Below are 26,608 nucleotides of genomic sequence, written 5' to 3'. Positions count from 1 at the left end.
CATGGCCGAGGGGTATTTGTCGGTGGCGGCCAGCGACGCGGATGAGTTCGTGCGGCTGGCAGATGTCGTCAAGATTTTTGGCGATACGGTGGCCGTGCAATCGGTCAATCTGACGGTCCGGCGCAACGAGATTTTTGCGCTGCTGGGCAGTTCGGGTTGCGGCAAATCGACCCTGCTGCGCATGCTGGCCGGGTTTGAGGCCCCCACTTCGGGCAAAATTTTGCTCGATGGGGTCGACCTGACCGACATCCCGCCGTACAAACGCCCGGTCAATATGATGTTCCAGTCCTATGCACTGTTTCCTCATATGACCGTCGAGGCCAACGTGGCCTATGGCCTGAAGCAGGAAGGCGTGGATCGCCAGGAGATTCACGACCGTGTCTTTGCCGCCCTTGACCTGGTGCAAATGGCGGGCTACGCCCGGCGCAAGCCATCACAGCTGTCGGGCGGGCAGCAGCAACGGGTGGCGCTTGCGCGCAGTCTTGTCAAGCGGCCCAAGCTCCTGTTGCTTGACGAACCCATGTCTGCGCTGGACAAGCAGATCCGCCAGAAGACCCAGATTGAGCTGGTGCGGATTCTGGATCAGGTCGGCGTGACCTGCGTCATGGTCACGCACGATCAGGAAGAGGCCATGACCATGGCCAATCGCATCGCCGTCATGACCGAAGGGCAGATCGTGCAGTGCGGCACGCCCCAGGAAGTCTATATGTTTCCGAACTCGCGCTTTGTGGCGGGTTTTATCGGCTCGACCAATATTTTCACGGGCACCATCGTGGTGGACGAACCCGATCATATCGTGATCGACAGCGACGAACTCATGCGTCCGTTGTTCGTCAATCACGGGGTTAGCGAGCCGCTGGGCATGGAAGTGTTCGTCTCCATCCGTCCGGAACAGATTCGCGTGCTGATCGAACAGCCCGATGACGAAACCAATATCGGGCACGGCATGGTAACGCACGTGGCCTGGATGGGCAGCTACACGCTTTACCAGATCCGTCTGGACGCAGGCAAGATCATCGAGGCCAGTGTGCCGGGTATCGAACTGAGTCAGGAGAATGCGCCCGGCATCGACGATGAGGTGTTTGTTACCTGGGGACCGGACAGCGGTACGGTCTTGCCGTCATGAAGCCGCTGCCTTCGCTGCGCCGCTATCGGCCCGACCAGCGCGCATGGGCCATTTTGCCGCCGTACATCTGGCTCGTCCTGTGTCTGCTGGTGCCGTTTTTTATCGTCTTGAAAATCAGTTTCTCCGAGTCCACCTTCGGGATTCCGCCGTACGGCCCGCTGGTGGATATCAAGGACGAAGTGTTGACGCTGTCCCTGCATTTTGAGGGATATCTGCTGCTTCTGACCGATCCGCTTTTTATCAATGCCTATCTCAAATCATTGAAAATGGCGCTGGTCACAACGCTGTGGTGCACCATCATCGGGTACCCCATGGCGTATTACATTGCCCGATCGTCGCCGCGACTGCGCAATCTGCTGTTGCTTGCCGTGATCCTGCCGTTCTGGACGTCGCTGCTGTTGCGGGTGTACGCCTGGATCGGCATTTTGCGCAACGAAGGTCTGCTGAACCAGTTACTTATGGGCCTTGGGATCACCGACGGGCCTGTTGAAATTTATCGCACCGACCTGGCCGTGTACATCGGTCTGGTCTATACCTACCTGCCGTTTTTCATTTTGCCGCTGTATACCAATCTTGTCAAAATGGATCAACGCCTGCTGCATGCCGCCTACGATCTGGGCGCCCGTCCATGGAAAGCCTTCGTGACCATCACGTTGCCGCTGTCTCTCCCGGGCATTGTGGCCGGTGCCATGCTGGTGTTTATCCCGACAGTAGGGGAGTACGTGATTCCTGAATTGCTGGGTGGCACCAACACTTATATGATGGGGCGGCTGATGTGGGATCAGTATTTCACCGATACAAACTGGCCGGTGGCGGCGGCGGTGGCCGTGGCCATGACGCTGTTCCTGCTGATACCACTTGTCATCTTCCAGTACAGTCAGGCCAGGGCCCTGAAAGGACGGGGCGCATGAAACAGGAAAATAGCTGGCTCAAATGGCTTAGCCTGGGCGCGGGATTGCTATTTCTGTATATCCCCATTCTGAGCCTCATTGTCTTTTCGTTCAACGACTCGGCGCTGACCTCAAGCTGGTCGGGTTTTTCCCTGCGCTGGTATAACAGTCTTCTGGAAGACAGAGCGTTGCTTAGTGCGGCCTGGCTTTCCTTGCGTATCGCCTTTCTGACGGCCACTGCGGCCGTCATTATCGGCACCTGGGCAGGCTATGTGCTGGCCCGCAAGGGGCCGTTCCGAGGGTTTGGCCTGTATATCGGCATGCTTAACGCCCCGTTGGTGATTCCGGACGTCATTCTGGGCATTTCCCTGTTGTTGATGATTATCGAAATTCGCAACATCACCGGCTTTCCGGAAAGCAACGGTATTTTCACCATCTGGCTGGGACATGTGACTTTATGCGTCGCCTATGTCTCTGTCGTCATCCAGTCGCGCGTACGCGAACTGGATCGCTCGCTTGAAGAGGCGGCACTTGATCTGGGGGCGCCACCGCTGCGCGTATTCTTTACCATCACGCTGCCGTTGATCGTGCCGGCGTTGGTGTCGGCCTGGCTGCTGGCGTTTACATTGTCCCTGGATGATGTGGTTATTGCCTCCTTTCTGAATGGTCCGGGCTATACTACCTTACCAATCGAAGTTTTTTCACGCGTTCGGCTCGGCATTAAACCCGAGGTTAACGCACTGGCAACCCTGATGATTCTGCTTGTCGGGACCTTCGTGATTGTTGCCAATTATTTTCAGGGGCGAACAAAGCAATGAGTGTCATACGCCAATACGGTCTGAAACGATGCAGTACCTGCGTGAAGGCACGCAAGTGGCTGCAGGAACAGGGCGCAACGGTTGAGTTTACCGATTATCGTGACGAGCCGGTCAGCGCGGCCTTGCTGCAGGCTTGGGCCGAAGCGGCCGGTGGTGCACAGAACATGATCAATCGCAGTTCGCAAACCTGGCGCGGCCTGCCCGAAGATCGTAAATCGCCCGCGACCGAAGCGCAATGGCTGGCGCTGGCCGGTGAGTTTCCCACCCTGGTCAAGCGACCGGTCACGATGTTTGCCGATGGCGCAATCACATTCGGCTTTGCCGAGAAAACCCTGGCCGCTCATCTTTCGTAACAGGCACACATATGGAACTCAAATCCCAGGAGCAGTTAAAGCGCGAAGTGGCGCAGGCGGCGGTCACCTATATCCGGCCGTTTTTTGGCGGGCAAGCCGTGATCGGTGTGGGAACCGGGTCCACTGCCGATCTGTTCATTGATGAGCTGGCAAAGTATAAAAGTGAATTTGCCGGTGCGGTGGCCAGCTCTGAACGCAGCGCTGCCCGGTTGCGGCAGCACGGCGTGCGCGTGCTGGACTTGTCGGAAACCGACAGGCCCTTGCCCGTTTACGTAGACGGTGCAGACGAAATCAATCCCCTGTTGCAAATGGTCAAGGGCGGAGGCGGCGCGCATACGCGCGAGAAAATCGTGGCGGCCGCTTCCGAGCGTTTTGTCTGCATTGTTGACGAAACAAAATGCGTGGATCTGCTGGGTGAATTTGCCGTTCCGCTGGAAGTCATACCCATGGCGGTGCCCATCGTGATCCGCAAAATTGCGGCGCTGGGCGCGACAGCCACGCTGCGGGCCGGCTTTACCACAGACAACGGCAATCCGATACTGGATGTGGCGGGCTTGCGTCTGGCCGATGCCCGTGAAATGGAAACCACCATGAATGCCATTGCCGGGGTCGTGACCTGCGGCCTGTTCGCGCTTGAACCGGCAACGGTGGTTATGGTGGCCAAACAGCAGGGGGTGGATATTCGCGAACACGAATGTCATATTCCTGTCACTGAACGGTCTTAAACTTCTATCATCTCTCTTATTGCAGGCATCGTCATGGCACAACATACCAATACCCGCTTTGATGCGGAACTCGAAGATATCCGCTCCCGCTTCCTTCGCATGGGTGGCCTTGTTGAGGCCATGATCGAAGACAGCATGCTGGTTCTGACCGAAGGCAATCTGACCGTCGTGGAACGGGTTCTGGAGCGGGAAAAGGAAGTCAACCGCCTCGAAATGGAAATCGACCATTCCATTACCCAGGTGCTGGCATTGCAGCAACCCACGGCGGTGGATTTGCGCCTGGTCATTTCGGTGTCCAAAATGCTGACAGATATGGAGCGTTCGGGCGACGAGGCCGAGAAAATCACCAAAATGGCACGCCGTCTTCACGAAAACCCCACGCGTTACGAACCCATCGTGGATATGACCCATCTGGGCGAAGCCGTTCAGAAAATGGTTAACCGCAGCCTGGATTCGTTTGCCCGCAAAGATGCTATTCTGGCCGCCGATGTTGTGCGCAGCGACAAGAAAGTCGACAAAGAATGGAAAGGTATTTTGCGTGAACTGAGCAGCTACATGATTGAAGATCCGCGTACCACCACGGCGTGTATCGATCTGATTTTCATCGCACGTGCCCTGGAGCGTATCGGTGATCACGCCAAGAACATGGCAGAGCGTGTGATCTATCTGGTGCAGGGTGAAGATGCCCGCCACACCAGTGTCAAAAAAGTGGAATCCATGGCCCGGGGCGATGAAGATCCACAAGTGTCTACGGTTGAAACCGCAGCAGCAGCGATACCCGGTGCAGATGACAAGCAGGTGTAATCGCGGCTAAGTCTTTGCAGTGTGAAGTCAGCCTGCGCGCAGGAAGTCAGTATTCGGATTTATCCAATATGAATAGGCATCAGTAACACATTACCCCGCATCGTATATGCGGGGGTTTTTTCTGGGCGGGGTTTTGAGCCTCCACGGGCCTTAAGCTGACGGGGGCACGTAGCCCTGGGCTTCCACATCCACATCGTCAAACAGAAAACTTTCCATCTGCTGCTGCAGATACTTACGGGCGCGCGCGTCGGCCAGATTGAGCCGGTTTTCGTTGACGATACGCGTCTGAATATCGGTCCACTGCTGCCAGGCTTCCTTGGAAATGGAGCGCCAGATTTTGGCGCCCAGCTCGCCAGGATAGGGAGGATAGTCCAGACCTTCAGCTTCTTTTTTCAGTTTGACACATTGAATCATTCGGGCCATGACAATTCTCACTTAAAGTTTTTTGATAAAGATATGACTGTTGCGGCTTCGATTGTAGTTCATTTGCTTTTCCTGGGGCAAATCGCTGATCGTGCCCTGAACAAAGCCGCGCTTGATAAACCAGTGTGAAGTGCGCGTGGTCAGCACAAACAGTTTTTTCATGCCCATGGCCCGGGCACGTGCTTCGGTGTGGCGCAAGAGCATTTCGCCCTCACCGGATCCCTGCCACTCGGGGTTGACAATCAGGCAGGCCATCTCTGCCATCTGATCGTTCGGAAACGGATTGAGCGAAACGCAGCCGTAGATCACGCCGTCATGCTCCAGGACCGTAAACCGTTCGACATCGCGTTCAATCACGTGGCGACCACGAGGCACCAGGGTGCCGTCGGCCTCCAGCGGCTCGATCAGTTGCACGATCGCGCCGATATCGTCAATGGTCGCGGTACGCAGATCGTCCAGGGTATCTTCAACCACCATGGTGCCCACGCCATCATGCGTGAAGTACTCAAGCAGAATGCTCCCGTCCAGGTCAAAGGGGATCAGGTGGGCGCGTGCCACGCCGCGTTTGACGGCCTTGGCCGCATGCGACAGATAACTGCGGGTGTCAGTGTCCAGCGTGCCTTCTCGAATCATGGCTTCTGCATCTTCGCGGGCAATTTCCGTGATGATCTCTCCCAGGCCGTCGCGCAGCATGCGGTTGTTGGTCAGGAAAATCAGCTTTTCTGCGCGCAGTGCCACCGCTGTGCTGGTGGCGATATCTTCCATGGCCAGATTGAACGCCTCGCCGGTCGGTGAAAAACCAATGGGCGAGAGCAACACTACGCCACCGTGCGAGAGCACTTTTTTCATGGCGTCCAGATCGAACTTGCGAACCTTGCCGGTATGGCGAAAGTCCACGCCGTCGATCACGCCGATGGGTTGTGCGGTGACAAAATTGCCCGAAATAATATGAATCTGGGCATTGGACATGGGTGTGTTGGGCAATCCCTGGCTGAACGCGGCTTCAATATCCAGCCGGATCTCACCGGCGGCTTCCTTGGCGCATTCGAGCGCCTCTGCCGAGGTCGGTTCGGGTTCACGGCCAAACTGAAAGGAAAACCCTTTCAGGCGCAACTGTTCGTTCACCTGGGGCAGGCAGCCGTGAACCAGTACAATATGCACCCCGAGCGACGTCAGAAGAGACAGATCCTGGATCAGGGCGTTGAGCGCGCCTGCCTGGATCAGATCGCCGCCGAATCCAACCACAAATGTCTTATTGCGCAATGTATGCACATAGGGGGCGACGTCGCGAAACCATCGCACAAACTGAGCGGGTACAAATTCAGGCGCATCCTGTGCAGAATAGGTTTCGGGGTCGGGAGCAATAGTCACTGTGGTCTGGATTCCGGAAATTAGGGTGAAATGAAGCGATCTGCGATGCAGACGAATTGCCAAAATTATAATGTTGGCTGACTGAACAGATGAAAATTGTATGAAAAAAAAGGAAGATAGGGTCCAGGATACGGCAAAGAAACCACAGAATGCGCGCCAGCACACTACTGCGCGCCCTGTGCGTGCGCCGCGCGAGGTGGGGCCCATTACCTATCCCGAATCGCTGCCGGTCAGTGAGCGGCGGCATGAAATCGCCCAGGCAATGCTTGAGAATCAGGTGATTATCGTCAGTGGCGAGACCGGCTCGGGTAAAACCACCCAATTACCCAAAATCTGCCTGGAAGCAGGGCGGGGCAGAACCCGTCTGATCGGTCACACCCAGCCCAGGCGCCTGGCGGCAACCTCGGTCGCCCGCCGTATTGCAGAAGAACTGAACACGCCGCTGGGCGAACTGGTCGGCTACCAGATTCGTTTTAATGATCGCACGAGCCCTGATTCTGCCATCAAGCTGATGACAGATGGCATATTGCTGTCGGAGTCGCAAAAAGACCCGCTGCTGCGCCAATACGACACGATCATCATCGATGAAGCGCATGAGCGCAGTCTGAATATCGATTTTCTGCTGGGGTTCCTGCGTGTGCTGCTGCCACGCCGGCCCGACCTGAAGCTGATTATCACTTCGGCCACGATCGATGCCGACCGTTTTGCGCGCCATTTTGCCGATGCCCGCGGCAAGGCTGCACCGGTGATCGAAGTGTCCGGCCGGCTTTTTCCGGTTGAAGTGCGCTATCGGCCCGTGCATTTTCTGGACGAGGAAGACGAGGGCAAGCCGTCGGTAGCCTCGGCGAACGATGCCCGCCGCATGGACCGCGACGGTGAGAAGGAGCTGGTGGATGGCATTGTGTCTGCCGTGGATGAATGCGCTGCGCACGGTGCAGGCGACATACTCGTGTTTTTACCGGGCGAACGCGAAATCCGCGAAGCGGCCGAAGCCCTGCGCAAGCATCATCCTCCCACGACCCAGATCCTGCCGCTGTTTGCGCGGATGTCGCAGCAGGAGCAGGAGCGCATTTTTCGCCCGGACACCAATCAGCGTCGCGTGATTCTGGCCACCAATGTGGCCGAAACCTCGCTGACGGTGCCGGGTATTCGTTTTGTGATTGACAGCGGCCTGGCGCGCGTCAAGCGCTATTCCTGGCGCAATAAGGTTGAGCAACTGCAGATCGAGCCCATCAGCCAGGCCTCGGCCAACCAGCGTGCCGGCCGCTGCGGCCGGATCGGTCCGGGCGTATGTATTCGCCTGTATGACGAAGAAGGGTTTTCACAGCGGCCGAAATTTACCGACCCCGAAATTCTGCGTTCGTCGCTGGCGGCGGTTATTCTGCGCATGAAAGCCCTGCGCATGGCCGATATCGAATCTTTTCCGTTTGTCGATCGGCCGGCCGGCAAGGCGGTGGCCGATGGCTACCACCTGTTGCAGGAACTGGGCGCGCTGGACGAACAGAACAGGCTGACCGCCACAGGCAAAAGCCTGTCGCTGTTGCCGCTGGATCCGCGCATTGCGCGAATGATTCTGGCGGCCAATGATCAGCATTGTCTGCACGAAATGCTGATTATCGCGGCGGCCCTGTCCATCCAGGATCCGCGTGAGCGCCCGTTCAATGCGCGTGAAGCCAGCGAGCAGGCCCATATGCGTTTCCGTGATGACAAGTCCGAATTCATGTCATACCTGAAATTGTGGAACTGGTACGAAGACGCCGTCAAACACAAGGCCTCGCAACGCAAACTGGTGACACAGTTGCGCGGGGAGTTCCTGTCTCCCCTGCGCCTGCGCGAATGGCACGACGTTCATACGCAACTGGCGCAACTGGTGCGCGAGCAGGGCTGGCGCATCAACACCACCGAGGCTACGTTTGAACAAGTGCATCGCGCGCTGCTGACCGGCCTGCTGGGCAATATCGGCGTCAAAAGCGAAGAGAGCAGCCAGTACCAGGGCGCGCGCGATATCCGTTTTGTGGTGCATCCAGGTTCGGCGCTGATCAAAAAAAGCGGCAAATGGATCGTGGCCGCCGAGCTGGTCGAGACCACGCGCCTGTTTGCTCGCTGCATTGCCAATGTGGACCCGCGCTGGATCGAAGCGGCGGGCGCCCATCTGCTGAAAAAACACTGGTCCGATCCCATGTTCAACGCCCGTCGCGGACAGGTGCTGGCCAATGAACGTGCAACCTTGTACGGACTGATGATCTATAGTGGCCGCAAGGTCAATTACGGACGCATTGCGCCAGCCGAGGCGCGGGAAATTTTCATCCGGCAGGCGCTGGTCGATAGTCAGATCACCGCGACGCTTCCCTTTATCGCCCACAACACAAAAGTGATGCGGGAAATCGAAAGGATGGAACATCAGGCCCGCCGACCCGATATTCTAATTGACGATGAACTGATTTTCGCTTTTTACGACAAGCTGATTCCTGCCGATGTCTGTCAGACCCAGACGCTGGTGAACTGGTATGGCAAGCTGGATCAGTCCAGCGCCCGCCAATTGCTGCTGAATCGTGAAGACCTGATGCGCCATGAAGCATCGGGCATTACCTCCGACGTGTTTCCCAAACGCACGGAATGGGATGGCATGTCACTTGCGCTGTCTTATCATTTTGAGCCGGGTTCGCCCAAGGACGGGGTCACGGCGACCATTCCTGTGTTTCTGCTCAATCAGGTCGACCCGGTGCAAAGCGAATGGCTGGTGCCCGGCATGCTCAAGGAAAAAGTGCTGCACCTGCTCAAGTCACTGCCGCAGAAATTGCGGCGTCACTGCGTACCGCTGCCCGATTATGCTCAGGGTTTTTTCGAACGCTGGTTTACCCGTGCCTCCAATCCCGACCGGTCCTTGCTGGCGGCGCTGGCCGATGACATTCGCGATGAACTGACGATTCGCGTTGCCCTCAGCGACTTCAAGCCTGAAACGCTGCCGGCTCATTTGTTCATGAATTTTCGCGTGGTCGATGAGCATGGCCGGATGCTGTCGGCCGGCCGCAACCTGAGCCAGCTCAAGGCAGAACATGCCCCGGCCGCGCAGGCGTCATTCCAGTCTCTCGTGAGCAAAGATCAATCGGTGGCCCAGGTGGTCAGTCAGGACGATATCGTGGAATGGAATTTCGGGCAATTGCCCGACATCATGGAGATCCGCAAGAAGAACGAAACCTTTATCGGCTACCCGGCGCTGGTGGATCTGGGAGAAAGCTGTACCATCGACGTGTTCGATGACCCCGACAGCGCCGCCCGCAAGCATCGTCAGGGGTTGCTGCGCCTGTTTCGCATTGCCATGAAGGACCAGTTAAAGCAACTGTCCAAATCCATCCCCGAGCTCACGCGCATGGGCATGCTGGCGGTCTCGCTCATGAACCAGGACAGTTTGCGCGACCAGATTGTCGCGGCCGCGCTTAACCAGGCGTGCCTTGCCGATCCGCTGCCGACCGATGCGGCGCAATTTGAGGCGCGTCGCGTTGATGCAAAAGGGCGCATCGGCCTGCTGATTCAGGAAGAAGCCCGCCTGGCCATGACCACGCTCACCGAGTGGGCCGCGTTACAGAAAAAACTGGTGTCGGTGCGCTCCGTCAAGCCGCTGCATGATGATATCGTGGCGGGTGTCGGCGCCTTTATGACGCCGCAGTTTCTGACCGATCATCCGCATGCGCGCCGGGCGCATTACCCGCGTTATCTGAAAGCGGCATCGGCGCGGATCGACAAATATCGCAGCGATCCGCTGCGTGATACGCGCCTGATGCAGGATATGGCCCCCTTGCTGGCTAATTACCAGCGCATGCGCGGTGCCCTCAAAGGGCAGAGCGATGCACGTCTGGACGACTTTTTCTGGATGCTTCAGGAACTGCGCGTCGCACTGTTTGCCCAGGAGTTGCGCACGCCGGTTCCGGTCTCGGTAAGGCGTTTGCAAAAAACCTGGGAAAGCCTTAATCGTTGATACAATATCGTATGACTTCAGTAGACGCCTCCCCCATGTTTGTTCACCTGCGCACCCACTCCGAATTTTCCGTGGTGGACGGCACCGCGCGCATCACCGAGCTGGTGGCCGCTGCGGTTGGCTATTCGCAGCCGGCCATCGCGCTGACCGACCTGAGCAATCTGTTCGGCCTGATCAAGTTCTACAAATCGGCCCGTGGCAAAGGCATCAAGCCCATCGCCGGATGCGATGTGTGGCTGACCAACGAGCAGGACCGTGAAAAACCGTTCCGGCTGTTGTTGCTGGTTCAGAACCGCCAGGGCTATCTGAACCTGTGCGAGCTGCTCTCGCGCGCCTGGACCACCAATCAATACAAGGGCAGGGCAGAGTTGCAGCGCAGCTGGCTGCAGAATCAGGAAGGGTTGATTCTGCTGTCGGGCGGTGTGGCCGGCGACGTGGGGCAGGCCCTGCTGGCCGGGCGCGCCGATCAGGCGCAGGCGCTGGCGCAGCAGTGGGCCGAGTGGTTTCCCCGCTCTTTTTATATCGAATTGCAGCGCACCGGCCCCCAGGCCGATGAGCGCTATGTCCAGCAGGCCATGCAACTGGCGGCCCGTCTGGATCTGCCCGTGGTGGCGACCCATCCGGTGCAGTTCACCCGGCCCGAAGACTTTCGGATGCACGAAGCACGGGTCTGTATCGCCGACGGCGAGCTGCTGGGCAATAAATCGCGCACACGCCGCTTTTCGGAAGACCAGTATGTGCTCAGTTCCGCACAAATGGCCGAGAAGTTTGCCGATGTGCCTTCGGCCATCGCCAATACCGTCGAAATTGCAAGGCGCTGCTCACTGACCCTGTCGCTGGGCAAGCCTCACCTGCCTGACTTTCCGACGCCCGACAACAGCTCGCTGGACGATTATCTGGTCAAACTGTCCGAAGAAGGCCTGGAAGTGCGGCTGGCCCAGTTGTATCCCGATGAGCAGGAGCGTGAGCAGGCGCGGCCGGCCTATGAGGATCGCCTCAAGCTGGAATGCAAAACCATTATCGGCATGGGCTTTCCCGGCTACTTTCTGATCGTGGCTGACTTTATCAACTGGGGCAAGCATAACGGTGTTCCTGTGGGTCCCGGACGAGGTTCGGGCGCCGGTTCGCTGGTAGCGTACGCCCTGGGCATTACTGATCTTGATCCCTTGCGCTATGACTTGCTGTTCGAGCGGTTCCTGAATCCGGAGCGGGTCTCCATGCCCGACTTCGATATTGACTTTTGCCAGGACAATCGCGAGAAGGTCATCGAATACGTTAAGGAAAAATACGGTCGTGCTGCGGTCAGTCAGATTGCCACGTTTGGTACGCTGGGGGCCAAGGCGGTCGTGCGCGACGTGGGTCGCGTGCTGGAGCTGCCGTATTCCCTGTGCGATGGTCTGTCTAAACTCATTCCCTTCAATCCGGCCAATCCGTGGAGCCTGTCCAAAACGCTGGAAGAAGAACCCGAATTTCGTCGCCGCTACGACAACGATGAAGAGGTCAAGGCCATCGTCGATCTGGCGCGTCCGCTAGAAGGTCTCACGCGTAACGTCGGTATGCACGCCGGCGGCGTGCTGATCGCGCCGGGCAAACTGACGGATTTCTGCCCATTGTATTGCCAGCCCGGCAGTGAAACCAGCGTGGTCTCGCAGTACGACAAGGATGACGTAGAGGCGGCCGGCCTGGTCAAGTTCGACTTCCTGGGTCTGCGAAATCTGACGATTCTGGATTGGGCGGTGCGTTATGTGCAGCGCTTCAATCCGGCCATGCGCGATTTTGACATCATGACGCTGCCGCTGGATGATCCGGGCGCCTATCGCACCCTGTGCGAAGGCAATACCACCGCGGTTTTCCAGCTTGAGGGCCGGGGCATGAAAGAGCTGCTCAAAAAGCTGCTGCCCAATACCTTTGAAGATATTATCGCCGTGCTGGCGCTATACCGTCCCGGCCCGCTGGAGTCGGGCATGGTCGACGACTTCGTCAACCGCAAGCACGGGCGTGCCGAAGTGGATTATTTCCACCCCTCGCTGGAATCCACGCTGCGCAGCACCTATGGTGTGATCGTGTATCAGGAACAGGTGATGCTGATCTCGCAAATTGTAGGCGGCTACAGCCTGGGCGGCGCCGACCTGTTGCGACGCGCCATGGGTAAGAAAAAAGCCGAAGAAATGGCCAAGCATCGCGAACTGTTTGAGAAAGGCGCGGTGCAAAAAGGGTACGACGGCGATCTGGCTGTGCGTCTGTTTGACCTGATGGAAAAATTTGCCGGTTATGGTTTCAACAAAAGTCACTCGGCTGCATATGCACTGATTTCCTATCAGACAGCCTGGCTCAAGGCACACCATCCGGCCGAATTCATTGCGGCCACCATGTCATCGGATATGGACGACACCGACAAAGTGCAAATTTTCTGGCGCGATGCGCTGGACAACGGCCTGACCGTGCTGCCGCCGGATATCAACGAATCCGTTTACCGGTTCGAACCGGTGCAGGATGACGCCATGCGCGCCGGCAAGCCGCCTCGTACCATTCGGTTCGGATTGGGCGCTGTCAAGGGGACGGGCCAGGGCGCGGTAGAAGAAATTCTGCGCGCACGCGAGGCGGGTGGTCCATTTCAGGATCTGTACGATTTCTGCAAACGGGTCAACCGTCATACCGTTAATCGGCGCACCATGGAAGCATTGATTCGCGCCGGCGCATTCGATGAGCTTGAACGCAACCGTGCAGCCTTGCTGGCGGCTCTGGCCCGCGCCATTGACGCAGCAGACCAGGCTGATCGCAGTGCCGATCAGGTGTCGCTGTTTGGCGATGATTCGGGTGCCATCGTACAGGATCAGGTGGCGCGTGTGCAGCCATGGAATTTGCATACCGAACTCATTGAAGAAAAAAACGCGCTGGGGTTTTATTTCAGTCATCATCTGTTCGATGTCTGGCGCGACGAAGTGCGGCGCTTTGCACCGACTCGGCTGGCCGCGATTGCCGAATCGCGCGATCCGCAATGGGTGGCCGGGGTGCTGATCGGACTGCGCTTTTTTGCCAGCAATCGCAAGACACCGGGGCAGCCCGAGGCCGACGACCGCCTGTATTTCCTGCTGCTGGATGACGGTTCCGCGCAAGTGGAAATCATGTGTCCCGGCAGTGTCTATGAACAGAACCGTCATTTGCTCAAGACCGACAGTCTGGTCATAGCCCGCATCAAGGCCAAGGTCAACCGTTTCAACGGCGGACTGCGTATCAGTGCAGACAGCCTGTATGACCTGCAGAAGGCGCGCGAAGATCGAGCGCGCTGCCTGCAGATCGAAATTGCAGATGGCATGTCGGTGGCTCAGCTCAAGTCCATTTTGAATCCGTATCGCGCGGAACCGGAAAACGGTATTCCCGGCGTGCGCGTACAGCTCAGTTATGTGTCGGCGCGCCAGGGTTACAAATGTGATATTGAGCTGGGCGAAGAATGGCGCGTGCGCATGGCCGATAGTCTGTTCGATCGGCTGCGCGAAGACAAACAGTCCGGTTCGGTGGAGGTCGCGTATTCGTGAATACAAACGTCAACTCAACAGCAGCCCAGGGCGGCATGCCACCATTCACGGATCAGGAGACGGCCGTCGGGAAAACCGACAGGCCGCTGCGTATTGTCCACTCGGAAGCGGCCGTGTCTTTCGGGGGGCAGGAGCACCGGATCTTCAAGGAGATGCGGGCCATGCGCAAACGCGGCCACCATATGGAGCTGATCTGCCGGCCTGAAGCGCAGCTGGTCGCCCGCATGCGCGATGAAGGATTTGTCGTGCATACGGTTCCCATGGGCGGGATCCCCAATTTTGTCAAAGGGGTAGCGGCGATACGCCGGATCCTGCTGGATGGCCGATTCGATGTATTGAATACACACAGCCGCAAGGATACGCTCATCGCCGCACTGGCCGGCCGGCTTGCGGGTACGCCGCTGATCGTGCGCACCCGGCATCTGGCCATTCCCATTGGTTCGCTGCTGTCGTATACCTGGCTGCCACATAAAGTGGCTACGGTCAGCAACCATGTCCGGCAAATGGTGCTGGACAAGGGCGTGTCGCCAGATCGGGTGGCCACCATTTATTCACCGGTAGAACCGCCGGCACACGTTGCCCATTCCACCCTGCGCGAAGAGCTGGGGCTGGATGCATCGGCCATTGTGGTCATTTGTGTTGCCGTAATGCGTGAGAAAAAAGGCCACGTCTTTCTGATCGACAGCATGAAGCCGTTGTTTGAACGCTATCCCGATCTGCATCTGGTGCTGGTGGGCGCCGGCTCGCCCACGTTTGAAAAAGTCAGCAAACACGTGGCAGACAGCCATCTGGATAATCGTGTTCATTTGCTGGGATACCGTAAGGATGTCCCCAATTTGCTCGCCGGCAGCGATATTTTTGCACTGGCCACCGAACAAGAGGCCTCCGGCACCGTGTACGTTGAAGCCCAGATGAGCGGGCTGCCCGTGGTGGGCACCGATGTGGGCGGCGTATCGGAAATGCTGCTGGACGGCCAGACCGGGATTCTGGTGCCGCTGCATGATGCCGCAGCATTGACCCAGGCACTCGAACAACTGATACAAAATCCCGCATTGCGTACGCAGATGAGCCAGGCGGCGCATAAATGGCTTTATGATGAAGCTGTTTTCTCGCCGGAAAAGCTGGCACTCAATACCGAAGCCGTTTACTGTAAATGGCTGGATGAAAAGTCATGACAGACAATGCAAAAAACGTACCCGTGCTCATGTATCATCATGTGCACCCCCTCAAAAGCCCGCTGAACGTCCAGCCGGATGTGTTCGAACGTCAGCTTGCCACCCTGAAGAACGCAGGCTATCGCTCGCTCACCATCGAGCAGTTTGCCGATTATATGAATGGCGCGCCGGTACCCGATAAATCCGTGCTCATCACGTTTGATGACGGCTATCTGAACAATTACACCTACGCCTACCCGCTGCTCAAGAAATACGGTATGACAGGTGTGTTATTCGTGGTGACCGGATGGGTGGGCGATGGCCTGCCAAGGCCTACCACGGCCAACGCCGATGCGGGTGATCTTCCCGCATCCTACGTGCACGAAGAATCAAAACATCTGGTGGCCTCGGGTGAAACCGACAAAGTCATTCTGCGCTGGTCCGAGTTGCAGGAAATGGACGCCAGCGGCGTGATGCAGATTCACTCGCATACCCATACGCATACCCGCTGGGACAAAATGGCGGCGGATCGTGACGAGAAAATCGCAAGAATCAGCGCCGAACTGGCACAATGTCGACAGCTCATTGGGCAGCACCTGGGCAAGCAGGATGATTTCATCTGCTGGCCCCAGGGTTTTTTTGACGACGATTATAAACAGGCGGCGCGTGAGCAGGGCTTTCGTTATTTTTTCACCACCGACGCTTACGGTTTTAACCGGCCCCTCGGCGACAAGGAAAACATCTATCGGATCGCTGTCTCCAATCGCAGCGGAAAATGGCTGCTCAATCGCCTGTTTTATGCCAGGGATACGATTGCGGGCAGGCTCTACGGCAAATTCAAAAAATGGAAAAAACTGCGCCGGGAAGCCAAAAAACGGGCCCGCGAGGCGCAGGCCTGAAAACCAATCCTACAACCAGCCGCGCAACCAGTACACCAGCACACCGACATACTCCTTGAGCACGGAGCGGCTGCCGGCCAGGGCCCGTTCATTGGGTATATAAAGTGAAAAGTCCTTGTCGTCCGGTACTGTGATTTGCGGCGGATTGGGCGCGGCCGTCACATCCAGCCCGAATTTGCTGAACGACGCCATGGAGCGGGGCATATGCAGGGCGGAGGTGACCAGCAGAATCGATTGAATCTGGTGATCGCGCAATTCCTGCACAGTCAGTTCGGCGTTTTCGTGTGTGGTACGGCTCTCGTTCTCCAGAATAATATCTTCGGCAGGCACACCCAGTGTCTTGAGTCGGGCGGCCATGCCGCGCGCTTCGCTGACGTCGCCCGACAAGGCGCCGCCGGACACCAGAATGCGGGGCGCCTTATGGGCGGAGTAGAGTTCGGCAGCGGTGTCCACCCGGGCAATCTTGGTGGCTGGCTCCAGTGGCTCAAACCAGTTGACGCGATTATTGGCCGTTGCGCCGCCCAGCACGACAATGGCCTGTGCTTCAGGATACTGGCTGGCGTCCTTGTACGGATAGCTGTTTTCCAGAATGCCGCCAAAAATGATGGATGTAATGGGCAGCGACCACAGCAGCACCCAAAGAATGCCGGCAAAAATAAGCGACAGTCCGCTGCGCTTGAAGTGAAGCAGGCACAGCACAAACCCCGCAATCACCAAAAAAATACACAGGTTCAGGGGGACAACAAGATTGATCAGGGAGCTGAACATGGTCTACTCGTTCCGCAATAGTGAATGGGCCGTATCCAGCACGTCCTGCACGGACGGCCAGTGGCCGAAGGTACCCAGCAGGTGCGCCCGCGGTGTCCAGGGCCGGGTGCGGGCCGGGTCCGTGACGCCGATCAGGGTAATCTGGGGGGTCTCCGTCAGTGCAGACAGGTGGGCTACGCCCGAATCGTTACAAACGACCAGACTGCATTGCCGCAACAGCGCCACAAACACCGCCAGGCTAAGGGGAGGCAGCAGGGTGGCGGTGGGAGCATTGGCCTGTGCCTGCGCCACTTCGTGCGACGGCGGCGACATGACCACAGTATACCCTTGCGTCTGCAATTGATGTGTCAGGCTGTCAAAATGCGGCCAGACCTTGTTTTTCCCCTTATGTTCGCCGGTCGCCGTCGGGGCAACCAGAACCGGCGTACCGGTAATGCCGGCCTGCGCCAGCGCAGTGCGGGCCTGTTCCATATCGGCGGCGGAAGACTGTGCCTGAAGGGTGTCGGCGGGTTCGGCAGGCAGGGTCACGCCCCATTGTGCAAATGCTGCGCGGGTCAGCCAGTACCAGGACTGTACCGCATGCAGGGCTTGTGATGGTTTGGAAAAGCCCCATCTGAGTAGCAGCGAGCGGCCATCGTCGCGATAGCCGGCGCACGGCAGTCCCGCCAGGCGGAAAGCCAGGGCGCTGGTGAGCGAATCGGGCAGCAGCAGGCCCACACTGGCGCCGGTGCAGGGGTGACTGGCACGATGGGCTTTGATACGGCGCCGGTCTTCACGCCACCGGCCGCTCATGGGCAGGAACTGCAGGCCCGGCAGATCGGCCAGCAAGGCATGGGCCCAAGGCTTGCCGCAGGCCACCACCGTCAGTCCGCTGGACAGCGCGGCCTGGATGGACGGCATGGACATGCACACGTCGCCGATCCAGTTTGGCAGCCTGATGTAAACACGTTCAAGGTTTTTCATGCTCAGAATTTTAGCGTGGTTTTTCAGGCGCTGCTTCAAACTTATCCCCTTGCCGACGCCAAACCCGCACGCAAGGCAACCCTAAACCGGTAAAATGCCCGGGATGAACAGTAAGTCAGTGACAGTACAAGGTACACAGATTGGATAATTCCTTCAAAAGCGGCTCCCGCAAAACAGTATTCCGACGTATATACGCCAGGGTCGGTGACTACTGGCAGGCATTGATCGCAGCGGCCGTGCTCGTTTCGGTGGCGGCTGTTACACAACCGGCGCTTGCCTATATTATGAAACCCCTGCTGGACGAAGGGTTCAATGGCGCCAAGCCCCATTACATCTGGTCCATCCCGCTAACGGTTATCGGCCTGTTCCTGGTGCGAGGGATTCTTAACTTTTTGAGCGACTATTTGCTGGCCTGGATCGCCAACAACGTCCTGCTGGGCATACGCAAGGACATGTTTGAAAAGTTGCTGGGCATGCCCGATGCACAGTTCCAGAAAGGCGACACCGGCAGGCTGATGAATCGCTTCACGATCGACGCCGGCAATATTACCGACTATGCGACTGAAGTGTGCATTATTCTGGTGCGCGACGGCGCGGTGGTCATCGCCCTGCTTGCCATGCTGCTTTACCTGTCCTGGCAGTTGACACTGATTATCTTCATTATTCTGCCGATCTCGGTCATCACCACGCGGATATTCGTCAAGCGACTGCGCCGCATCAACATGAAAACCGTGGACATCAATGCCGATCTGACGCGCGTGGTCAAGGAGTCCATAGAAGGGCAGCGGGTCGTCAAACTGTTTAACGGCTATCGCTTCGAGCGTGACCGGTTTCTTTCCATTAATGGCAGCCTGCGTCGCTTTGCCATGCGTTCTGCCATCGCCAGCGCGGCCATGACCCCGATTACGCAGCTGAGCATCGCTTTTGCCGTGGGTGTGGTCATTGCCACCGCGCTTTATCAGGGCAGCACAGGCGCGCTGACCGTGGGTTCGTTTGCGGCGTTTCTGACTGCGCTGGCGCAGATTTTCGATCCCGTCAAGCGCCTGACCAATGTGGCCGCGCGCATGCAGAAAATGCTGGTGGCGGCCGACAGCGTCTTTACACTGATCGACAGCCCCCAGGAAAAAGATCAGGGCGGGCTGAAACTGGATCCGGCCGAGCGGGGACCGATATCATTTGAAAACGTCAGCTTTCGTTTTCCGGACGCTGGCAGCGATACGCTCAGCGATATTTCATTTACGGTCAATCGTGGTGAAACCATCGCGTTTGTCGGCCGTTCGGGCAGTGGGAAAACCACGCTGGTCAATATGATCCCGCGCTTTGTGGACCCGGTCAGCGGTCAAATTACCATGAATGGCCGCAATATTGCCGACTATTCGCTTGAAAGCCTGCGCTCGCAGCTGTCACTGGTGAGCCAAAGCGTCGTGCTGTTTGAAGGCACGATGGCGCAGAACGTGGCCTATGGCTTTTTCGGCGATACCAGTGAAGAGCGTATCCGTGAAGCGCTGGCCTCGGCCAATCTGCTGGATTATGTCGATTCACTGCCTCAGGGGCTGGAGACGCCCATCGGCGAAAACGGCGCCTGGCTCTCGGGCGGTCAGCGGCAACGGCTTGCTATTGCGCGGGCCCTTATTAAGAATGCGCCTATTCTGATTCTGGACGAAGCCACCTCGGCGCTGGACAATGAATCAGAGCGGCAGGTCCAGGCGTCACTCGAGACGCTGATGAAAGGGCGCACCACCTTTGTGATTGCGCACCGGCTTTCCACGGTTCAGAATGCCGACCGGATTCTTGTGCTCGATCGCGGTCGCATCGTAGAGCAGGGAAATCACACCGAGCTCTTGAAAACTGACGGTTTGTACGCATCTTTATACCAGATGCAGTTCCGCGAGGACTGAAGGGGCCAGAGTGGCTCCGACAGCCTTGTGCCGTCTGCTGATTCCATTATCTTTATTTGCACTTGAGACAGACTATGACCCAATCCTCTCCCAGCCAGGGCGCTTTCTGGGGATATGAACACCCCGAGGTAAAAGGGCCCAATGCCTTGATGTTTTTCACCTGGGATTTGTCCAAAACCATTGAACAGGCATTCAAAAATGCCAACGACGACAATATCGACGAATTTCTGGACACCGCCCAGACCTCGATTGATGCCCTGCTGCAGAAATACATTGAAATCGAAGCCGATCCGGCCACGTTCGACGGCCAGAGTATTCGCTTGCGTTTCGAACAGGGTGAAGAGAGCAGTACACCGCTGATCGCACTGGAGACCTCTCCTCATCTTGAAGACCGCATCATCAAGATGCAGGCCCGGGTTCAGCCCGGCCACAGCTAATCGGTCTTCTTCTTCGTCCTGATCCTAGATCAGGACGATATCGTACATCTCCTGGGAATACCGGGTATCCACCTCAAGCGTCACCGGTTTGCCGATAAAATCACCCAGCGTCGCCAGATACTGGCTCTCATCTTCCAAAAACAGATCAATCACGCTTTGCGAGGCAATCAACCGGAACTCGCGGGGATTGAACTGCCTGGCTTCCCGCAGAATTTCACGCAGAATGTTGTAGCACATGGTTTGCGGCGTCTGGATCTGACCACGCGAATCGCAGGTGGGGCAGGGTTCGCACAGCTGGTGCGACAAAGAGTCGCGCGTGCGCTTGCGGGTCATTTCAACCAGCCCCAGCGCTGAAAAACCATTGGCTGTTGTTTTGGTACGATCCCGGCTCAGCGCCTTCTGCAGTTCGGCCAGCACGGCATCCTGATGGACTTTATTGTCCATATCGATAAAGTCGATGATGATAATGCCGCCCAGATTGCGAATGCGCAGCTGCCGGGCAATGGCATGGGCCGCTTCCAGATTGGTCTTGAAAATCGTATCGTGAAAATTGCGACCGCCCACAAAGCCGCCCGTGTTCACATCGATACTGGTCAGCGCTTCAGTCTGGTCGATAATCAGATAGCCACCCGATTTGAGATCAACTCTGCGCGACAGCGCTGATTTGATTTCTTCATCAACATTGGCGGTATCAAAGAGGGGGCGCTCGCCATGATAATGGTTGATCTTGTTTGAGATACCGGGCGTATAGATATCGCCCCAGGTTTGCAGGGCCTGCACCGTCACACGCGAATCGATTTCGATGGATTCTGTTTCGGGACTGACCATGTCGCGCAGCACGCGCTGCGCCAGCGTCAGATCTTCATAAAGCAAAGACGGTGCTGCCTGCGTCATGACCGCGGCCTGAATCATGGACCAGCGGCGCGCCAGATATTCCTGGTCTCGGCGGATCTCGTCGTCGCTCGCCCCTTCGGCCTGGGTGCGGATGATATAACCGCCTTTCTCTTCCTCGGGCATATGCGCGATGACCCGCTCCTTCAGTGAGGTGCGCTCTTCTTCGGATTCGATTTTCTGGGAAATGCCGACATGATTATCAAAGGGCAAATACACCAGCATGCGACCGGCAATGCTGATCTGATTGGATAGACGCGCGCCCTTGTTGCCCAGCGGATCTTTGATGACCTGTACCAGCAACGTTTGCCCTTCGAACAGCAATTTTTCGATCTGCGTGTATGGAATACCCGTGTTGCGCAGCGCGCGGTTTTCGCGCAGGTCGGCAATGTGTATGAAGGCAGCACGTTCCAGACCGATATCGACAAAGGCGCTTTGCATGCCTGGCAATACTCTTACGACACGTCCCAGATAGATGTTGCCGACTTTGCCGCGCTGTCGTGTGCGTTCCAGATGGATTTCCTGCACCACGCCTTGCTCGATCAGGGCGACGCGGGTTTCAAACGGCGTTACGTTAATCAGAATGTGTCCACTCATATTATTTTCGTCTGCAACAGTTCCATGGTCGGTGCTGTCAGCTTAGCATGAGATGTCTGCATAAAGTGACGGGTCGCACCCGGGCTTCTTGATAAACAGTATCATAATGCATTGGTTCAGGTTCAAACAGCAGACAAGGAAATGTGTCGTGAGCGATATCAGCACAGAAAAGAACAACGGAAACACACAGGGCGGGGCAACGCATCCGGATGACGCAGGCTATATCTCGCAGCGGATCCGCAACCGTATTAGCCAGGCCGGTGCCCGTTTCTACGCGAATGACAATATTGCCCGATTCATCGAGCCGGGCGAGCTCGATCTGCTTCAGCAGGAAGTTCAGGAAAAAATGCAGGCGGTGCTCGCCAGCCTGGTCATTGATACCGATAGCGATCACAACACGAACGAAACCGCCAAGCGCGTCGCAAAAATGTATGTGCGCGAAGTGTTTGCCGGCCGCTATACCGAAGCCCCTCAGGTCACCGAGTTCCCCAATATTGAAAAGCTCAATGAACTCATGATCGTCGGGCCGATCCAGGTGCGCAGTGCGTGTTCCCACCACTTGTGCCCGATCATGGGCAAGGTGTGGGTCGGTATCATGCCCAACGAACATTCCAATCTGATCGGACTGTCAAAATACGCGAGGCTGATTGCGTGGATCATGCAACGGCCGCAGATTCAGGAAGAAGCGGTCAAGCACATTGCTGATCTGCTGATGAAGAAAATGCATCCCGATGGTTTGGCCGTGGTCATGGATGCCGATCATTTCTGCATGCAGTGGCGCGGGGTCAAGGATCTGGACTCGCGCATGATCAACAGCGTCATGCGTGGATCATTCCTGAAAGACTCCGACCTGCGTCGGGAATTTTTGTCGCTTATCCGTGCCCGCTAGCAGGAACCGGGGATCAGTGCCAGTGCAGGCAGGCTGGGGGGCAATCTCCTGTACGGGGCCTGGGTGCCGTACTGTTTACTCACAGCAACAGAACCTGATTGGATCGCCTGATTGCTTGTAAATAGTAATGGTTATTATTTACATTTGTATTTCAAAGCGCTACAGTATTTCCTTTTGAAAAAGGGAAGTACAGAAATGAAGTGCAGTTGTTCCATCCTGAGCCTGGCGGTCGCCGGGGCATTCGTACCCGGCGTGGCAGCAGCTGCCGGGGCGACTCAGTCGACCACACTGGAACCCATTGTTGTAAGCGCGTCCGGCTCCACACAAAATGTGAGCGATGCGCCGGCCAGTGTGACGGTCATTGAGCAGGACGAACTGGCGCACATGCCGGTGAATAATCTGACCGATGCTATACGTGATATTCCAGGAATCAATGTTGTCGGCAGCAATCCGAGTAAATCGGACATTTCCATCCGCGGCCTGTCCGGGGATTACACCTTGCTGCTGGTCAACGGCAGGCGCCAGAACACGCGGGAATCCAGGCCGAACGGCAGCGGCGGATTTGAAGCCGGCTTTATGCCGCCCATGGCGGCGATTGAACGCATTGAGGTCGTGCGCGGTCCGATGTCTTCGCTCTACGGTTCCGATGCCATGGGCGGCATTGTCAACGTGATTACCAAGGACTTTACGCCAGAATGGACTGGCAGCCTGTCTCTTGGAGGGATTCTTCAGGAAAGCGGGGATGCCGGCAACACAGCCAACAGCAGCTTTTTTCTGTCGGGGCCCTTGGTCGACAATAAGCTGGGCGTTCAGATATACGGGGGCGGCAATATTCGTGGGGAAGACCGTATCGTTGGCGGTTACAACCGACATGAGGACAAAAATATCGTGACGCGTTTTGCCTGGTTGCCGACAGACAACCAGCGCGTTATTCTGGAAGCAGGGCGCTCAGTGCAAAAGCGCCGCAGTACACCAGGAAAATCCATCGATGCCTATACGGCAAGGGGAACATCAATCAAAGCCAATACGCAGGATGACACCATCGGCAGTCGCAATCATTGGTCGTTGACGCATACCGGCGACTGGAACGTCATGACCTCTGAACTGAGTGTCTATCAGGAAAATGCCAAACGTGAAGTGCGCAATGACGGCGTTTATGACAGTCGCAGGCCAGAGATTACCCAAACGGTGTTTGATGCCCGCTTTGTTGTGCCATTCTCGGTACACAAGCTGACGTTTGGAGGACAATATCAGCGAGGCCGGCTCCGGGACGACAGCACAACAGGCCTGAAGCGCACGGTGCCGGGCAAAATCAATATGAACCAGTACGCCCTGTTTGTCGAAGACGAAATCGCGCTTCGGGACAATCTGGCTCTGACGCTGGGCGCCCGCATGGACGATCATGAACAGTATGGGGTGCACTGGAGCCCGCGCGCATATCTGGTTTATCACCCCAGTTCCCGCTTTACCGTGCGCGGGGGGATTTCAAAAGGTTTTCGTACACCGGGCTTGCGTGAGCTGTCACCGAATTACGGAACTGCGACCGAAGGTGGTCGCGGCATTATTTATGGCAACCCCGATCTGAAGCCGGAAACCAGCACCAGCCAGGAGATCGGCTTTGAGTATCGCGATCCCGATGGCTATCATGCGTCGGTCACGTTTTTCAATACCGATTTCCGTGACAAACTCACCAGTTATTCCACCGGTGATAAGGACCCGGTCAGTGGCCTGAACAATTATGTGTATGCCAACGTCGGCAAGGCCAATATCAAAGGCATTGAACTGGCTGCCGGTATGCCCATCACCACCAGCCTGAAACTGGATGTCAATTACACCTATTTGGACTCCAAACGCAAAAGCGATGACGAAACCTATACCTCCGGCGAATCGCTCAAGGGGCAGCCTCTGGAAATGACGCCCAGACACAGTGCGAGCGCAAAACTTTCCTGGCAGGCCAGCGACAGCCTCGATGTATATGTAAAGGCTGCGTACAGCGGCAAGCAGGCCTGGGCCAACCAGCGCAATGGCTTCGGCGGTAAAGGGGGAACCCGGTATCGCAGCGGGTTCATGACTGCAGATGCAGGCGGCAATTATCAGGTTAATAAAAATCTGACGGTGGGTTTCGCTGTCCTCAATATTGGCAACCAGCGCATGTATGGCATTGATACGGCCGGCAACTGGGCAGTCGAGGACGGTCGTCGCTATTGGCTCAATCTGAATATGACCTATTAAAATATATGATCAGATTGAATCTAAGGCGAAACACGCGAGGGATATGGGCCAGCCTGCGCCGCCTTTCGCAACGAGGTGGCCGCAGCGGTGCTTTGCGATGGGGCCGCGTGCTGCGCTGCCCAGCCATCCTCGCCCTGGCGGCGTCGCACGCAGCATCGGCCCAGCCGGTGCAAACCATACCGACAATTTCCTCTATGGCAAATGAAATTTACACCATCAGTCACCAGGACATGAGCTGGCGCGGCCACCCCTATCGGGTGTTCATGGCAATGCCGCGACTGGGTCAGACCAGGCAGGACAATATGACTGCCTTATATATACTGGATGGGAACGCGCAGTTTCCATTAGCCGTCAACGCGGTGCTGGCGCACTGGACGCCGCTGCCGCAAGCAGACAAGGCAACGCAGGCGACGGAGTTGCCTGTGATTGTGGGGCTGGGCTACCCCGAAGACAAAGCGTATCCATTGGCGGCTCGAACACGTGACTATACTTATGCCGCACCAGGAGAAGCGTTTGCCGCAGGCGGGGGCGCTGCCGATTTTTACGACTTCCTGCGTTACAAGGTCAGGCCCTATATACATAGACAGCTTACGACCGATCCTGACCGGCAGATTCTGGCCGGCCATTCTTTTGGCGGGCTATTTGCCTTATATGTATTGTTGAATCATCCCGACGCGTTTGATAACTATGTTATTGGCAGCCCTTCGTTATGGTGGGGAAACGGCGCGATCGTATCCGGTGCCGATGGTCGTGCGCCATCTATATTGGGCCAGAAGAAGACCATGTCTGAAGAGGAAATTGTCGAATCCGGACGGAGGACGGCCGTGTCTGGTCGGAGGGCGGCAGGGTCTGACACGGCGGCCGCCACCGTGGGTAATACGTATCCGGTTGTGGGTAAAAACACACGCGTCACTATTCTTCAGGGTGAATATGAGGAAAATCCCAAGGCCGATCCGGCAATGACACCTGAGCGCCTGGCCAGGATGGCGCAACGCCGCAGCCCCATCAATGCGCGGAGCCTGGATCGGTGGCTGCAGGCGCAAGGCGTGCATAGTGAATTTACATTGGTAGAGAGAAGCGGACATGGTGGCGTCATCCCCGCCACCATCTCTGCCGCGGTTCGTGATGCATTGAAGCAACAGGGGCGGTAAGAAATGGTAGACAGGGGCAGACATGGGCGACGAAGTTGTATTCACCCTCTTGTATTTCGGTGACCAGGGGATTGCTAGCCCGGTGTAGTGGTAAAAATAAGCCAGTAAAGTGAATTTCGGTAGAAAAGAAGAGGTGTGCGGGCGTCAAATGATCAGCCCCGATCAGAATCAATCAGGCTTGTTGTTGCATTTTTGTCACGGAAACGACGAATTGCCGAATCGGGCTGAAATTTTCTTCTCACTGTTGCAAAACTGCGAAATCGAATCAAATCATGAGCTTAGGGTATGTACGGATCAGAAAGCGGTGTTGAGCGTAAAACTTTTTAACCGTCAGGCTTGCCAAGGCGTTAAAAGCTCTGCTATAGTTTCGATCTTTCCTGCTTAACAAACAACGCAGGGCACCTGCAGAAGGGTACCGCATGAGTGGCAAATTATTCAGGTAAATCAAGGCGTTGTATGTTGTTTTGGGTAGGGATGAGGCGGTAAGCGTGTTGGCATTTATGAGCGGCACTTCGGGTTTGGTGGTGGTTTTGCAACGATCACTGAAGCGAAAAAAGAAGGGTCGATCAGCTGAATACGAGAAGCAACTTTTTAAAATAAATGCTTGCTTTTGGTTTCAAACTGATTCATAATAGCGGATTACGCGGTTGAGTTTTCAGGCGGTGTTTTGGAAACGAGATCGGGGGTTGAAGAAAAAAAACTTTCGG

The 26,608-nt window shown here is 56.7% G+C and carries 21 protein-coding genes; 16 read left to right on the top strand and 5 right to left on the bottom strand.

The genetic code is table 11. The annotated features are described in order from the left end of the window. Position 1: 1 nt before the first annotated feature. The 6 genes from W822_RS44050 to phoU are packed head-to-tail and all read left to right on the top strand — an operon-like array spanning position 2 to position 4,716. Positions 2-1,126: an ABC transporter ATP-binding protein gene (locus W822_RS44050; protein ID WP_024007207.1), complete on the top strand. Its 1,125-nt coding sequence runs from the start codon at positions 2-4 to the stop codon at positions 1,124-1,126. Next, on the top strand, positions 1,123-2,037 hold the full coding sequence (locus tag W822_RS44045; RefSeq protein ID WP_024007206.1) for an ABC transporter permease subunit: 915 nt from the start codon (positions 1,123-1,125) through the stop codon (positions 2,035-2,037). The genes W822_RS44050 and W822_RS44045 overlap by 4 nt, the downstream gene beginning before the upstream one ends. After that, complete coding sequence (locus tag W822_RS44040; RefSeq protein WP_024007205.1) at positions 2,034-2,834, top strand: ABC transporter permease subunit; 801 nt, start codon at positions 2,034-2,036, stop codon at positions 2,832-2,834. The genes W822_RS44045 and W822_RS44040 overlap by 4 nt, the downstream gene beginning before the upstream one ends. Next, complete coding sequence (locus W822_RS44035; protein ID WP_024007204.1) at positions 2,831-3,187, top strand: ArsC/Spx/MgsR family protein; 357 nt, start codon at positions 2,831-2,833, stop codon at positions 3,185-3,187. The genes W822_RS44040 and W822_RS44035 overlap by 4 nt, the downstream gene beginning before the upstream one ends. An 11-nt stretch (positions 3,188-3,198) precedes the next feature. After that, positions 3,199-3,912 (top strand): ribose-5-phosphate isomerase RpiA, encoded by a 714-nt coding sequence (gene rpiA / locus W822_RS44030; protein WP_024007203.1) that lies wholly within the window; start codon positions 3,199-3,201, stop codon positions 3,910-3,912. A 33-nt stretch (positions 3,913-3,945) separates the two neighbouring features. After that, complete coding sequence (phoU, locus tag W822_RS44025; protein WP_024007202.1) at positions 3,946-4,716, top strand: phosphate signaling complex protein PhoU; 771 nt, start codon at positions 3,946-3,948, stop codon at positions 4,714-4,716. A gap of 150 nt (positions 4,717-4,866) precedes the next feature. Here phoU and W822_RS44020 read toward each other — a convergent pair whose 3' ends face one another. Continuing rightward, a complete protein-coding gene (locus W822_RS44020; RefSeq protein WP_024007201.1) occupies positions 4,867-5,139 on the bottom strand; it encodes an oxidative damage protection protein in 273 nt (90 codons plus the stop codon). A 12-nt stretch (positions 5,140-5,151) separates the two neighbouring features. Continuing rightward, the gene (argA, locus tag W822_RS44015) at positions 5,152-6,510 is read right to left on the bottom strand and encodes an amino-acid N-acetyltransferase (RefSeq protein ID WP_034281041.1); all 1,359 of its coding nucleotides are present in this window, start codon (positions 6,508-6,510) and stop codon (positions 5,152-5,154) included. A gap of 100 nt (positions 6,511-6,610) precedes the next feature. Here argA and hrpA point away from each other — a divergent pair, with 100 nt between their 5' ends. The 4 genes from hrpA to W822_RS43995 are packed head-to-tail and all read left to right on the top strand — an operon-like array spanning position 6,611 to position 16,075. Continuing rightward, positions 6,611-10,486 carry an ATP-dependent RNA helicase HrpA gene (hrpA, locus tag W822_RS44010; RefSeq protein WP_031243668.1) on the top strand — a complete coding sequence of 1,292 codons (3,876 nt, stop codon included), beginning with the start codon at positions 6,611-6,613 and terminating at the stop codon, positions 10,484-10,486. An 11-nt stretch (positions 10,487-10,497) separates the two neighbouring features. Next, the gene (gene dnaE / locus W822_RS44005) at positions 10,498-14,022 is read left to right on the top strand and encodes a DNA polymerase III subunit alpha (RefSeq protein ID WP_024007198.1); all 3,525 of its coding nucleotides are present in this window, start codon (positions 10,498-10,500) and stop codon (positions 14,020-14,022) included. A 35-nt stretch (positions 14,023-14,057) separates the two neighbouring features. Next, positions 14,058-15,197, top strand: a complete 1,140-nt coding sequence (locus tag W822_RS44000) for a glycosyltransferase family 4 protein (protein ID WP_051401877.1) — start codon at positions 14,058-14,060, stop codon at positions 15,195-15,197. After that, positions 15,194-16,075 (top strand): polysaccharide deacetylase family protein, encoded by an 882-nt coding sequence (locus tag W822_RS43995; RefSeq protein ID WP_024007196.1) that lies wholly within the window; start codon positions 15,194-15,196, stop codon positions 16,073-16,075. The genes W822_RS44000 and W822_RS43995 overlap by 4 nt, the downstream gene beginning before the upstream one ends. 9 nt (positions 16,076-16,084) lie before the next feature. Here W822_RS43995 and W822_RS43990 read toward each other — a convergent pair whose 3' ends face one another. Both W822_RS43990 and W822_RS43985 read right to left on the bottom strand, forming a co-directional pair. Beyond that, on the bottom strand, positions 16,085-16,843 hold the full coding sequence (locus W822_RS43990) for a YdcF family protein (RefSeq protein ID WP_024007195.1): 759 nt from the start codon (positions 16,841-16,843) through the stop codon (positions 16,085-16,087). A 3-nt stretch (positions 16,844-16,846) separates the two neighbouring features. After that, positions 16,847-17,806: a glycosyltransferase family 9 protein gene (locus W822_RS43985; RefSeq protein ID WP_024007194.1), complete on the bottom strand. Its 960-nt coding sequence runs from the start codon at positions 17,804-17,806 to the stop codon at positions 16,847-16,849. Between the two features lie 140 nt (positions 17,807-17,946). On the opposite strand from W822_RS43985, the gene msbA reads away from it, so the two are divergent. After that, the gene (gene msbA, locus W822_RS43980) at positions 17,947-19,704 is read left to right on the top strand and encodes a lipid A export permease/ATP-binding protein MsbA (RefSeq protein WP_024007193.1); all 1,758 of its coding nucleotides are present in this window, start codon (positions 17,947-17,949) and stop codon (positions 19,702-19,704) included. 74 nt (positions 19,705-19,778) lie between these two features. Beyond that, positions 19,779-20,141 carry a hypothetical protein gene (locus tag W822_RS43975; protein WP_024007192.1) on the top strand — a complete coding sequence of 121 codons (363 nt, stop codon included), beginning with the start codon at positions 19,779-19,781 and terminating at the stop codon, positions 20,139-20,141. A gap of 24 nt (positions 20,142-20,165) precedes the next feature. Here W822_RS43975 and rng read toward each other — a convergent pair whose 3' ends face one another. After that, positions 20,166-21,629 (bottom strand): ribonuclease G, encoded by a 1,464-nt coding sequence (gene rng / locus W822_RS43970; RefSeq protein ID WP_024007191.1) that lies wholly within the window; start codon positions 21,627-21,629, stop codon positions 20,166-20,168. 157 nt (positions 21,630-21,786) lie between these two features. Here rng and folE point away from each other — a divergent pair, with 157 nt between their 5' ends. The 4 genes from folE (at position 21,787) to W822_RS46465 (ending at position 26,286) form a co-directional block, all read left to right on the top strand. After that, positions 21,787-22,518 (top strand): GTP cyclohydrolase I, encoded by a 732-nt coding sequence (folE, locus tag W822_RS43965; RefSeq protein ID WP_155848231.1) that lies wholly within the window; start codon positions 21,787-21,789, stop codon positions 22,516-22,518. A gap of 195 nt (positions 22,519-22,713) precedes the next feature. Continuing rightward, positions 22,714-24,750 (top strand): TonB-dependent receptor domain-containing protein, encoded by a 2,037-nt coding sequence (locus W822_RS43960; protein ID WP_024007189.1) that lies wholly within the window; start codon positions 22,714-22,716, stop codon positions 24,748-24,750. A gap of 194 nt (positions 24,751-24,944) precedes the next feature. After that, entirely contained in the window at positions 24,945-25,901 is a 957-nt protein-coding gene (locus tag W822_RS43955) for an alpha/beta hydrolase (protein WP_024007187.1), read from the top strand. Between the two features lie 148 nt (positions 25,902-26,049). After that, entirely contained in the window at positions 26,050-26,286 is a 237-nt protein-coding gene (locus W822_RS46465; protein ID WP_155848222.1) for a hypothetical protein, read from the top strand. Positions 26,287-26,608 lie beyond the last annotated feature (322 nt).

It is taken from the genome of Advenella kashmirensis W13003 (genome assembly GCF_000506985.1).
GTDB classification, from domain to species: domain Bacteria; phylum Pseudomonadota; class Gammaproteobacteria; order Burkholderiales; family Burkholderiaceae_B; genus Advenella; species Advenella kashmirensis_A.
Note: the sequence above shows the minus strand (reverse complement) of the source record. Positions and strands in the feature narration are given on the sequence as shown.